A 10,910-nucleotide genomic window follows, 5' to 3' on the forward strand; every position below is an offset into this window, starting at 1 on the left:
CGATCCGCGCCCGAGGGCGGCTGTCAGTCATCGGGCAGTCGCGCCCGCATCGCGGCCTGGAAAGCCCTGCGCAACTGATCCAACTCCGCGCGCAGCAGGGCGACTTCCGCGCGCAGGTCATCGGCCAGGTCCTCCCCGGCGAGCAGGGGCACACGGGCCAGCACGGCGCCCGTTTCCGCATCGGTTACCAGGAAAACGCTGACCCCCTCGCCAAGGGCCGAGACAGGGATGGCGAACCTCACGTCCCAGGCGTTGGGCGCGCCCGCCACGGCCGTGACCCTCGGGACCGGGTGATCGGTCCCGTCCTGGATCAGCCGCAGGGCGGGCGCCCCGGCGGCCTGCGCACGTGCCGTAAGACGGCCTTCCCACAGCCCGCCCTGAAACCGGGTCTTCACGAGTTCGAACGGGGTCGAGGCTGCGCCCGATGCGGTCTCGGTCACATTTCGGCCCGCGGATATCGGGACAGCAAGACGTCATGCAAGGTCAGCCGCAACATGGCCGGGCGCTCCACGATCAGGTCGATCCACGCATGATCTACCGGCTGCGCGCGCAAATCGCCATAGGCCAGATCGAAGGCGGCATGACATGTTCCACTTTCGGGCGCAGAGAATTCCGACAGCATCTGGGCGGTGTTCGGCCCCTGCTCCATGTTCAGACGACCATAAAGCTTCGTCGGCGCCGAAGCCTCCAGCCTCAACTCGATCCGCAGAACGTCGCGGTCGCTGAGCGCGGCGGCTTCGCTGTCCGGCAGGCCGGTCACCAGGGACAGGAAGCTGCCTTCGAAATGCAGGGTGTCGAGGATCAGCGCGAAGGGCGCGGGGGCGCTGGCCGGTGCGAGGGACTGGCGCAGGATCATTTCGGCCTTCGGGCAGTCGTGAAACAGCGTCAGGTCCGGTGTGATCCGGGTGCCGTTGGCCGGGCCGATGCGGATCGGATCTTCTGTCGCCTGGTGCCAGGCCGTCGGGCGCTGGGCCCAGACAGCCCCCGTGGGCAAGTCGGGCCGGGGGCGCTGGGTCTGCCGCAACCGGGCCTCGGCCTCGCGGGCCTCCGCATCGGCCCGGGCGCGGGCGCGGCGGGCGGCATCGCGCTGCTGCACCTCGACACTGCGGTCGCACCCGGCGGGCGGCGCCATCACGTCCTGCCATTCCGGAGGGGCGGCCCGCTCGCCGCCGCCTGACATCCACGCGTTCAACCTGCGCAACATCATTGCGGTCTCCCTGTTTCCTTGAGGGCGCACTGTCAGCTCGAAGGTGACACGCCCGCGAAATCCTACGCCCGATCCGTCATGCAACAAGCGTTTTGAAATACGGTTAAGGGTATCGGCGTCACAGCGCCGGATTATCCCTCTGGATTCGCGCGGCAAACTCCCGCACGGCGCGCAAGCCCTCTGCCCGCGACAGGGGATTGGCCTCGAAGCCAAGCACCGCCACGGAGACCACGCGCCCGTCCAGATCGAAGATCGCGCGCCAGTGGTCGGAGGACATGCCAGGCGCATAGCCTGCGCTGTCATCCCGGGCATGGACATAAAGCACATCGCCCTGCTGGAAACTTTCCAGGATATCGACGGTTGCGGGATCGCTCTCGCGGCTGAGCATCGCCCGCCCGTTATCGGAGCGCAGAAAGGCTTCCAGCAGAGGGGCTTGCTCGGCGACTTCGATCGCCTCGGTCTCTCGGACCGCCGCGGTCAGGAGTGCGCGGATGCGCGGCTGAGGCGCCGCCCCCGACCGGGTGATCGCGGCACAATTGCCCAGCAGCACGAAGGCCTGCCCATCCCGATCCTTGGTCGCGGATGGGTCCACGCAGAACCCCCGCGGCCCCGAGATCGTCACGGCGCTGCGCGAGACGGTGACGGTTGCCTCCGGCGGAACCGGCCCGCCGGCCAGTCCGAGCCCGTCCAACTCCGCGCAGCCCGCGAGCGCCAGCAGGGCAAGCCCCGCCAGCATGCGGCGCCCGATTTCAGAGATCGGCGTAGATGTGTTTTTCATCCTTGGCTCCGGGATGGGTGACTGCCCCCAGGCGTGCGCCGCCAACCAGCTGCGCATATTTCCACAACGCACCCGAGGCATAGATCGTCTCCCGCGGGCCGCTCCAGGCATCTTTTCGCGCGGCAAGCTCATCCTCGCTCAGCGCGACGGACAGCTCGCCCTTCAGCGCGTCGATGGTGATCATGTCGCCGTCCTTGAGCATCGCGATGGGGCCGCCATGGGCCGCTTCGGGGCCCACATGGCCGACGCAGAAGCCGCGCGTGGCCCCGGAGAACCGGCCATCGGTGATCAGCGCCACCTTCTTGCCCATGCCCTGACCCGAGAGCGCCGCCGTGGTGGCCAGCATCTCGCGCATGCCGGGGCCGCCTGCGGGACCCTCGTTGCGGATCACGAAGACGTCGCCTTCCTCGTAGGCGCGGTTCTGAACCGCCTCGAAGGCGTCCTCTTCGCACTCGAACACGCGCGCCGGGCCGGTGAAGACCAACTGGTCGTCGCTCATGCCCGCGATCTTCACGATGGCACCTTCGGGCGCCAGGTTACCCTCGAGCCCGACAACCCCGCCCGTGGTAGAGAGTGGCGTGTCGACCGGATAGATCACCCGGCCATCGGCTTCGAGCGTGACCTTGTCGAGCTCCTCGCCGATGGAGTAGCCGGTCACGGTCATGCAATCCTCGTGGATCAGGCCCGCGCGGCGCAGCTCGCGCATCACCACGGGTACACCACCCGCTTCGTACATGTCCTTGGCGACGTATTTGCCGCCCGGCTTGAGGTCCACGAAATAGGGCGTGTCTCGGAAGATGTCGCAGACATCCTGCAAGGTGAATTCGATCCCGGCCTCATGGGCAATCGCAGGCAGGTGCAGACCGGCATTCGTCGACCCGCCGGTGCAGGCCACGATCCGCGCGGCATTCTCCAGCGACTTCCGGGTCACGATGTCCCGCGCGCGGATGCCTTTCTCGATCAGGTCCATGACCGCGCGGCCCGACGCCTCGCCATACTGGTCGCGGCTTTCGTAGGGCGCGGGTGCGCCCGCGGAATTCGGTAGCGCCAGACCGATCGCCTCGGACACGCAGGCCATGGTATTGGCGGTGAACTGACCGCCACAGGCCCCTGCGGACGGACAGGCCACCCGTTCCAGCACTTCCAACTCTGCATCGGTGTAGTTCCCGGCCTGGTGCTTGCCCACGGCCTCGAACACGTCCTGAACCGTCACGTCCTCGCCGTTCAGCCGACCCGGCAGGATCGAGCCGCCATAAATGAAAACCGACGGCACGTTGAGCCGCACCATGGCCATCATCATCCCCGGCAGAGACTTGTCGCAGCCCGCAAGACCCACAATCGCGTCATAGCAATGGCCGCGCATGGTCAATTCGACCGTATCGGCAATCGCCTCGCGGGAGGCCAGCGAGGACCGCATGCCCTCATGGCCCATGGCGATCCCGTCGGTCACGGTGATCGTGGTGAATTCCCGCGGCGTGCCGGAGGCCTGCTTGACCCCCATCTTCACCGCCTGGGCCTGGCGGCTGAGCGCGATGTTGCAGGGCGCGGCCTCGTTCCAGCATGTGGCGACCCCGACCAGCGGCTGGTGGATCTCTTCCTCGGTCATGCCCATGGCATAGTAATAGGACCGATGCGGCGCGCGCGAGGGGCCTTCGGTGACGTGACGGCTGGGCAGCTTGGACTTGTCGAACGGACGCTTGAGCATGACATGGATCTCCTGGCAACTGGCTCATCTGATACGCGCTCGGCTTCGCGGGTACAAGCGGTCGCAGGGGCGCGCGGAACATGGCGGTTGTTCTCTGCCCATGCAGCCCCTAGCGTCCGCGCGCGCAACCCCGGAGACGCCCGATGTCCCTTTCCCGGTCCCTTTGGACCCCAGAGTTCGACCATTTCACCGAGCCCGCACGCCGCCGCGCGGGGCTGGGATGGTTCGTGCTGGGATGTGTCCTGGTGATCGGGATCTATGCCGCGTCGCTCATGGGGATCTTCGGTGCCATCGGGCTGATCGGCGGCGAGGGCGCCGCGGCCCAATGGCTGCTGCGGGTGCAGACCGCTGCCGGACCCACGGCGACGCTCCTGCTGCTGGCGACTTTTGGTGGGCTCGTGCTGGGCCTCTGGGCCTGCTTGCGGCTGGTCCACCGCCGCCCTCTCGGGAGCGTGATCGGCGCGTGGGAGCCGACGTCGCGCGACTTCCGCCGTGCGAGCGTGATCACCCTGGCGGGCATGGGCCTTTCGCTGCTGCTCTTCCTGCCGGGCATGGAGATCCTGCCGAACCTGCCTTTGGGCATCTGGGTGTCGTTCCTGCCCCTGGCCCTGCTGATGATCGCGCTGCAGACCGGCGCGGAAGAGATGCTCTTTCGCGGCTACCTGCAACAGCAACTCGCGGCGCGGTTCTCCAGCCCGCTGGTCTGGATGTTGCTGCCCAGTGTTCTCTTCGGCGCGGCTCATTACGACCCGACCACGGCCGGCGACACGGCTTTGCAGGTGGCCTTGGCGGCGGGGATCTTCGGGCTGATGGCGGCGGATCTGACCCGGCTGACCGGCAATATCGGCGCGGCCTGGGGGATGCATTTCGCCAATAACTGCATGGCGATCCTCGGGGTATCGGTGCAGGGCACGATCCCGGGCCTGTCGCTCTACACCACCGAGCTTGCGATTTCGGACACCGCCGAGATCAGCGTGCTGCTGTGGCAGGACATGGCGCTGACGCTTCTCTTCTATCTCGCAATCCGCTGGGTCGTGACCCGCTGATTGCATTTCCGCGCCGCGGCGATTATCTCGAACCCAATCGCATAGCCCCAGGACAATCGCGCCCATGAACTGGATTTCCAACTACGTCCGCCCCACGATCAACTCGTTGTTTTCGCGGCGGGAAGTGCCGGAGAACCTGTGGCGCAAATGCCCTGAATGCGGAACCATGCTGTTTCACCGGGAACTGTCGGACAACCTGTTCGTCTGTATCAGCTGCGATCACCACATGGCGATCACCCCGCGCCAGCGCTTCGAGGCGCTGTTCGACGGCGGTGTGTTTTCCGAGGTGAAGGTGCCCGCACCCATCGCCGACCCGCTCCAGTTCAAGGATCAGAAGAAGTATCCCGAGCGGATGAAGAGCGCCGTGAAAGCAACGGGCGAGCCCGAGGCGATGCTGGTAGCCGAAGGCGAGATCGGCCGCACCCCCATCGTCGCCGCGGCCCAGGATTTCAGCTTCATGGGCGGCTCCATGGGGATGTATGTGGGCAATGCGATCATCGCCGCGGCCGAACGGGCGGTGGCGCTGAAGCGTCCGTTGATCCTGTTTTCGGCTGCGGGTGGGGCGCGCATGCAGGAAGGCATTCTCAGCCTGATGCAGATGCCCCGCACCACCGTGGCCGTGCAGATGCTCAAGGAAGCGGGACTGCCTTACATCGTCGTTCTCACCCACCCGACCACGGGCGGGGTGACCGCATCCTATGCCATGCTGGGCGATGTTCAAATCGCCGAGCCCAATGCGCTGATCTGCTTCGCGGGCCCCCGGGTGATCGAGCAGACGATCCGCGAGAAACTGCCCGAGGGCTTCCAGCGCGCGGAATACCTGCTGGATCACGGGATGCTCGATCGGGTGACCCACCGGATGAAACTGCGCGACGAGTTGATCCGCATCACCCGCATGCTGCTGGGTCTCGGGCCGGCCATTGTCGGTGACCTTCCGGCGCCCGATCCCGCGCCCGCGACGCCGGAGCCCCAGAAGGCGGCCCCGAGCGCACCTGCGCAGGACAAGCCCGGCGCAGGACGGTCGTGACACGGTGAACGCGCCCGGCTCCGACCTGCTGCTGGAGCGTCTGATGACGCTTCACCCCAAGATCATCGACCTGACCCTCGACCGGGTCTGGCGCCTGCTGGCGACGCTCGATCACCCTGAACGACGCTTGCCGCCCGTGGTCCATATCGCGGGCACCAATGGCAAGGGCTCGACGCTGGCGATGATCCGCGCGGGGCTGGAAGGGGCGGGGCAGACCTGTCACGCTTATACCTCGCCGCATCTCGCACGGTTTCACGAGCGCATCCGTCTGGCCGGGGACCTGATTTCCGAGCCTGATCTCGCCGCCCTTCTGGCGGAATGCGAGACCGCCAATGGTGGCGCGCCCATCACCTATTTCGAGATCACGACCGTCGCGGCTCTTCTGGCCTTCGCCCGCACGCCCGCCGACTGGACCCTGCTGGAGGTCGGCCTCGGCGGGCGGCTCGATGCGACCAACGTGATCGACACGCCCGCGCTCTGCGTCATCACGCCGGTGTCCTACGATCACCAGCAGTTTTTGGGCGACACCCTGCCCGAGATCGCGGGCGAGAAGGCGGGCATCCTGAAACGCGGCGTGACCTGCGTGGTCGGCCCACAACAGGACGCCGCGCTGGAGGTGATCGAGGATCGCGCCGCCCGTGTCGGCGCGCCACTGCGCGCCCATGGGCAGCACTGGCATGTGAGCGTGGAGCATGAACGGTTGGTCTACCAGGACGAAACCGGGCTTCTGGACCTCCCCCTGCCGGTCCTGCCGGGACCCCACCAGATCGAGAATGCAGGCATGGCGCTTGCCGCCCTGCGCGCGCTCGGCACCGGCGATCCGGAGCCCGCGCTGACCAAGGCTCAATGGCCCGCGCGGATGCAGCGGCTGCGCCATGGGCCCTTGGTGGAGCTCGCGCCGGAGGTCGAGCTCTGGCTCGACGGCGGGCACAACCCGGCGGCAGGGGCCGCACTGGCTGCGACGCTCGCCGGGCTGCCGGACCGGCCCACCTATCTGATCTGCGGTATGCTCCGTACGAAAGATGTGGCCGGGTTCCTCCGCCCCCTTGCGGGCTTTGCCGAAGCCCTGCACGCCGTTTCCATCCCTGGCGAGGCCGCCACTCTCAGCGCTTCCGAAACCGCCGCCGAGGCTACCGCCCTCGGCCTGCGCAGCGTCGAGGCTGACACGGTCGCGGCCGCCCTTGCCGCCATCGCTGCCGAAACCCCGGCCGCGCGGGTTATAATCTGTGGCTCGCTCTACCTCGCCGGGTCGGTCCTGCGCGAGCATGGTTGAACCAACCGCACCCAAAGGGCGGTCATTAACCAGACCTACACCACGAAGGGATTAGAACGAACCCCGAACATGCAGCGGGCATGACCTATCGGGGCTTCTGTCGTGGCAAACTCTGGCGGCGATCACACCTATACCAGCCTGGGCTGGCCCAAGGATGCCTATTACCTGCCCGAGGGCACGGAACTGAAACTGGTCGAACTGCACCTCGTAGACAAGGATCAGGATGGCGACATCGGTCCGGGGGATGTCGTCAACGGGTCGGAAGTTCTGGAATCCTATCTCGGCGACTGGATCGGCTTCGATTCCGGCGAAGGCGAGCAGTGGGTCTATGGTGTGACCTTCTACCTCGAAGACGGGTCGCAGGTCTTCATGGCCACCGATGGCACCCAATTGCAGGATGCCAAGTCCACGGGCTGCAAATGGGTGCTGGAGAGCACCGATGTGCCTGTCAAGCAGATCACCGCCCCTTGTTTCGTCGCGGGAACGCGTATCCTGACCCCCGAAGGGGTCGTGCCGGTCGAAACCTTGCGCCCCGGGGATCTTGTGCAGACGCGGGACCACGGGGCGCAGCCCGTGCTCTGGGTCGGGCGCAGGACCCTTCCGGGCAGCGAGGCCCTGGCGCCGATCCGCTTCTCGCCCGACGCCCTGGGATCCGACCGCCCGCTCTACGTATCCCCCCAGCATCGGATGCTGCTGTCGGATCCCCGCCTCTTACTCCTCTTCGAAGAGGCTGAGGTCCTTGCCGCCGCCCTGCACCTCGTCAATGGCCACAGCGTGGTACAGGCGCCACGCGCGCGCGTGACCTATATCCACCTGCTATTTGCACGGCACGAGATCGTCTATGCCGAGGGGATCCCGAGCGAGAGCTTTCATCCCGGCATGGCCGGTCTCGCGGGCTTTGGCGATGCCGCGCGAGACGAGCTCTTGGGCTTTTTCCCGCAGCTGGCAGACCTTGATGCCGGTTTCGGCCCCTGCGCCCGCCGCGTGTTGCGCGCCCATGAGGCCGCGGTTGCAGCAAAGCTGGTCATCGGCCGCGGCGCGCATGCCGCGATGGCGGCCTAGGCGAGGTTGTCCATCTTGCTGGCAAGCTTGATATCCAACTCCGACAAACCGCCCACGTCATGGGTGGTCAGCGTCACTTCGACGGTCTTGTAGACGTTGCTCCATTCCGGGTGATGGTCCCATTTCTCTGCCCAAAGGGCTGTGCCGGTCATGAAGGCGAACGCCTCGGTGAAGTCGCCGAACACGAAGGTCTTCTTGATCGCGTCGCGCCCCTCGACCATCTCCCAGCCCGCGCGCATCAACGGCGCAAGGTGCTCGTCCCGTGTGCTGTCATCCAGTTTCTGTGCCATCAATCCTCCGACAGTGTTTTCTTGAACGGGCCATAGCTCGTCATCACTTCAATTTCCTCGCCCACGGCATCCTTCTCGGCCTCCAGATAACGCTGGATCGCCTCGGCAAACCCTTGGTCGCGCACCCAGTGCAGCGAATGGGTCTGTGCCGGCAGGTAGCCGCGCGCCAGCTTGTGCGCGCCCTGCGCCCCGGCCTCCACCGTGCCGAGACCATGGGCAATCGCGAACTCGATCGCCTGGTAATAGCACGCCTCGAAATGCAGGCAGGGGTGATCCTCGACACAGCCCCAGTAGCGCCCGTAAAGCGCATCGCGCCCGACGAAGTTCAGCGCCCCGGCCACGGGCCGCCCCGCGCGATGGGCCAGTACCAGCATCATGTCGTCGCGCAGGGTTTCCTGGGCGATGTCGAAAAAACGCCGCGTGAGGTAAGGTGTGCCCCATTTGCGCGCGCCCGTGTCCTGGTAGAACACCCAGAACGCGTCCCAGTGGTCGGGCCGCAAATCGTCGCCGGTGATCTGTTGGATCTCGCCGCCGAACGCATGGGCCGTCTGCCGTTCCTTGCGGATGTTCTTGCGCTTGCGCGACGACAGGTCCGCAAGAAACCCGTCGAAATCCGCATAACCCCGGTTCACCCAATGAAACTGCTGCGACACCCGGTGCATGAGCCCCATCGCGGCCCCGGCTTCGGCCTCCGCCTCCGCCTCGGTGCAGAAGGTGATGTGCAGCGAGCTGACTTCCGCCTCCGCGGCCACCTGGACCGCGCCCTGGACGAGTGCCGATTGCCCGATCCCCTCGTAACCTGGTCGCACCAGGAGCCGCCGCCCCGTGGCCGGGGTAAAAGGGACCGCGATCTGCAGCTTGGGATAGTACCGCCCGCCTGCCCGCTCATAGGCATGGGCCCAGTTGTGATCGAAGATGAACTCGCCCTGGCTGTGGGACTTGGCATAAAGCGGTGCGACCGCGATCACCTGATCCTCCGTGCGCGCCACTAGGTAACGCGGGCCCCAGCCGCTCCCTGCCCCGACGGAGCCTGACGCCTCCAGCGCATGCAGAAACCGATAGGTCGTGAAAGGGTCATCCGGACGCCCGCCATCCGCGACCTCCGGGCAGGCGCAGGCGTCCCAGTCCGCGGCCCCGATCTCGTCCAGACGCCCCACGACCGAAATCTCGATCTGGGTCTCGCGCGCTGCCGCGCGGTCCGGGTCGGGCAGGGGGTCGGGGATCATCGCAGGCTCCACAAGGTCGCCCTGCACAAATGGCCCCGGCGCGTCGCGGGTCAAGCCTCCGGCACGGGCCGCGGCGGCAGGAACCCCTCGAAGGTGATGTTGTCGGCAGCCTGCAGGGCCTCGCGCGCCTCCGCCGGGCTGGTGATGGTCCAGGTCAGAACAGGCACACCGCGGTGCCGCAGCCGGGTCACCGCGTCCATGTCGAGGCTGCGACGATCGTGGCTGATGAAGCTCGCGCCGACCGCGTCGAAGGTCGCGATGGCGTTCAGCCGGACCTGTTGTTCGGGGCTGAGCGTGTTTTCCCTGCAGAAGTCCATGGTCGTCAAACCCCGCGGCACCGAAGGCAGGAGCCGCGCGAGATGCTGGACGGTGTGTGGGTTGAACGACATCACCGCGATGTTGTCCGTCGCCGCGCCGATCGCGCCCGCGACCGCCGCGGCCAGCGCCTCGCTCTCGGGGCCAAGACTGCCGGACTGGTCTTTCAACTCGATCAGGAGCGGCACGCGCCCACCCACATGGGCCACCACTTCGGACAGTTCCGGCGGCCCGTCTGCGGCCCCCCGCAGTCGGATCGCCTGCAGCGCCGCGAGGGAGCGCGCGCGCACAGGTCCGGTCTCGCCCGTCAGCCGGTCAAGCTCAGCATCGTGGAAGACCAGCGCCGCGCCATCCGCGGTCAATTGCACGTCGATCTCGATGCCGTAGCCAGCCTGCATCGCCGCCTCTATGGCCGCACGACTGTTCTCGATCCGCGCGGTTGTCGGGTCGTGGAGCCCGCGATGGGCCAGGGGCCGGGTCACGAAGGCCCAAGGCAGGGGCGGGGTCATGGGCGGATCTGGAACAGGCCCTCGATCTCGACGGCCACGCCGAAGGGCAGGGCCGCGGCACTGACCGCCGAGCGCGCATGGCGTCCGGTGTCGCCGAGCGCCTCGACCATGAAATCCGACGCGCCATTGACCACCTTGGGCTGATCTCCGAAATCGGGGGTCGAGTTGACGAAGCCTACCAGCTTCACCACCCGCTCCAGCCGGTCGAGATCCCCGCCGCAGGCCGCCTTGACCTGGGCCAGCAGATTGATCGCGCAACGCCTGGCCGCGGCCGCACCCGCGTCGACGTCAAGGTCCGCCCCCAGCTTTCCGAGCACCATGTTCCCGTCGGCCGCGGGCAGTTGCCCGGAGACATGCACCATGTTCCCGACGATCACGAATGGCACGTAGTTCGCCGCAGGCGCGGCCGCGTCGGGCAAGCTCACCCCAAGCTCGGCCAGGCGCGTTTCGAATTTTCCAGACATCGTTCCCC

At 66.9% G+C, this 10,910-nt stretch carries 12 protein-coding genes; 4 read left to right on the forward strand and 8 right to left on the reverse strand.

The genetic code is table 11. The annotated features are described in order from the left end of the window. Positions 1-23: 23 nt before the first annotated feature. The 4 genes from PVW48_RS10920 to ilvD form a co-directional block, all read right to left on the reverse strand. Entirely contained in the window at positions 24-440 is a 417-nt protein-coding gene (locus tag PVW48_RS10920) for a hypothetical protein (RefSeq protein ID WP_274581355.1), read from the reverse strand. After that, entirely contained in the window at positions 437-1,180 is a 744-nt protein-coding gene (locus tag PVW48_RS10925; protein ID WP_274581356.1) for a DUF6478 family protein, read from the reverse strand. The genes PVW48_RS10920 and PVW48_RS10925 overlap by 4 nt, the downstream gene beginning before the upstream one ends. A 145-nt stretch (positions 1,181-1,325) precedes the next feature. Further along, entirely contained in the window at positions 1,326-1,985 is a 660-nt protein-coding gene (locus PVW48_RS10930) for a hypothetical protein (protein ID WP_274581357.1), read from the reverse strand. Continuing rightward, positions 1,957-3,690 (reverse strand): dihydroxy-acid dehydratase, encoded by a 1,734-nt coding sequence (gene ilvD, locus PVW48_RS10935; RefSeq protein ID WP_274581358.1) that lies wholly within the window; start codon positions 3,688-3,690, stop codon positions 1,957-1,959. The genes PVW48_RS10930 and ilvD overlap by 29 nt, the downstream gene beginning before the upstream one ends. Positions 3,691-3,833: 143 nt before the next feature. On the opposite strand from ilvD, the gene PVW48_RS10940 reads away from it, so the two are divergent. The 4 genes from PVW48_RS10940 to PVW48_RS10955 all read left to right on the forward strand — a co-directional run bounded on the left by PVW48_RS10940 (position 3,834) and on the right by PVW48_RS10955 (position 8,098). Then, on the forward strand, positions 3,834-4,736 hold the full coding sequence (locus tag PVW48_RS10940; RefSeq protein ID WP_274581359.1) for a CPBP family intramembrane glutamic endopeptidase: 903 nt from the start codon (positions 3,834-3,836) through the stop codon (positions 4,734-4,736). Between the two features lie 64 nt (positions 4,737-4,800). Next, on the forward strand, positions 4,801-5,763 hold the full coding sequence (gene accD, locus PVW48_RS10945; RefSeq protein ID WP_012176813.1) for an acetyl-CoA carboxylase, carboxyltransferase subunit beta: 963 nt from the start codon (positions 4,801-4,803) through the stop codon (positions 5,761-5,763). A gap of 4 nt (positions 5,764-5,767) precedes the next feature. After that, positions 5,768-7,036, forward strand: coding sequence for a bifunctional folylpolyglutamate synthase/dihydrofolate synthase (locus PVW48_RS10950; RefSeq protein ID WP_274581360.1), 1,269 nt, complete (start codon positions 5,768-5,770; stop codon positions 7,034-7,036). Between the two features lie 102 nt (positions 7,037-7,138). After that, positions 7,139-8,098: a Hint domain-containing protein gene (locus PVW48_RS10955; RefSeq protein ID WP_274581361.1), complete on the forward strand. Its 960-nt coding sequence runs from the start codon at positions 7,139-7,141 to the stop codon at positions 8,096-8,098. On the opposite strand, the gene PVW48_RS10960 is transcribed toward PVW48_RS10955, so the two are convergent. The 4 genes from PVW48_RS10960 to PVW48_RS10975 are packed head-to-tail and all read right to left on the reverse strand — an operon-like array spanning position 8,095 to position 10,902. Continuing rightward, entirely contained in the window at positions 8,095-8,388 is a 294-nt protein-coding gene (locus PVW48_RS10960; protein WP_012176816.1) for a 4a-hydroxytetrahydrobiopterin dehydratase, read from the reverse strand. The two genes, PVW48_RS10955 and PVW48_RS10960, sit on opposite strands and share 4 nt — an antisense overlap. Beyond that, positions 8,388-9,614: a GNAT family N-acetyltransferase gene (locus tag PVW48_RS10965; protein ID WP_274581362.1), complete on the reverse strand. Its 1,227-nt coding sequence runs from the start codon at positions 9,612-9,614 to the stop codon at positions 8,388-8,390. The genes PVW48_RS10960 and PVW48_RS10965 overlap by 1 nt, the downstream gene beginning before the upstream one ends. A 50-nt stretch (positions 9,615-9,664) precedes the next feature. Continuing rightward, on the reverse strand, positions 9,665-10,438 hold the full coding sequence (locus PVW48_RS10970; protein WP_274581363.1) for a glycerophosphodiester phosphodiesterase family protein: 774 nt from the start codon (positions 10,436-10,438) through the stop codon (positions 9,665-9,667). Continuing rightward, the gene (locus tag PVW48_RS10975) at positions 10,435-10,902 is read right to left on the reverse strand and encodes a RidA family protein (protein ID WP_274581364.1); all 468 of its coding nucleotides are present in this window, start codon (positions 10,900-10,902) and stop codon (positions 10,435-10,437) included. The genes PVW48_RS10970 and PVW48_RS10975 overlap by 4 nt, the downstream gene beginning before the upstream one ends. Between the last annotated feature and the right edge of the window lie 8 nt (positions 10,903-10,910).

Source organism: Dinoroseobacter sp. PD6 (assembly GCF_028807315.1).
GTDB lineage: Bacteria > Pseudomonadota > Alphaproteobacteria > Rhodobacterales > Rhodobacteraceae > Dinoroseobacter > Dinoroseobacter shibae.

Excerpts from the sequence above, each read along its gene's own strand:
- PVW48_RS10925 (WP_274581356.1), bottom strand. The coding sequence starts at position 1,180 with ATGTCAGGCGGCGGCGAGCGGGCCGCCCCTCCGGAATGGCAGGACGTG.
- PVW48_RS10960 (WP_012176816.1), bottom strand. The coding sequence starts at position 8,388 with ATGGCACAGAAACTGGATGACAGCACACGGGACGAGCACCTTGCGCCG.
- PVW48_RS10965 (WP_274581362.1), bottom strand. The coding sequence starts at position 9,614 with ATGATCCCCGACCCCCTGCCCGACCCGGACCGCGCGGCAGCGCGCGAG.
- ilvD (WP_274581358.1), bottom strand. The coding sequence starts at position 3,690 with ATGCTCAAGCGTCCGTTCGACAAGTCCAAGCTGCCCAGCCGTCACGTC.
- PVW48_RS10975 (WP_274581364.1), bottom strand. The coding sequence starts at position 10,902 with ATGTCTGGAAAATTCGAAACGCGCCTGGCCGAGCTTGGGGTGAGCTTG.
- PVW48_RS10970 (WP_274581363.1), bottom strand. The coding sequence starts at position 10,438 with ATGACCCCGCCCCTGCCTTGGGCCTTCGTGACCCGGCCCCTGGCCCAT.
- PVW48_RS10930 (WP_274581357.1), bottom strand. The coding sequence starts at position 1,985 with ATGAAAAACACATCTACGCCGATCTCTGAAATCGGGCGCCGCATGCTG.
- PVW48_RS10940 (WP_274581359.1), top strand. The coding sequence starts at position 3,834 with ATGTCCCTTTCCCGGTCCCTTTGGACCCCAGAGTTCGACCATTTCACC.
- accD (WP_012176813.1), top strand. The coding sequence starts at position 4,801 with ATGAACTGGATTTCCAACTACGTCCGCCCCACGATCAACTCGTTGTTT.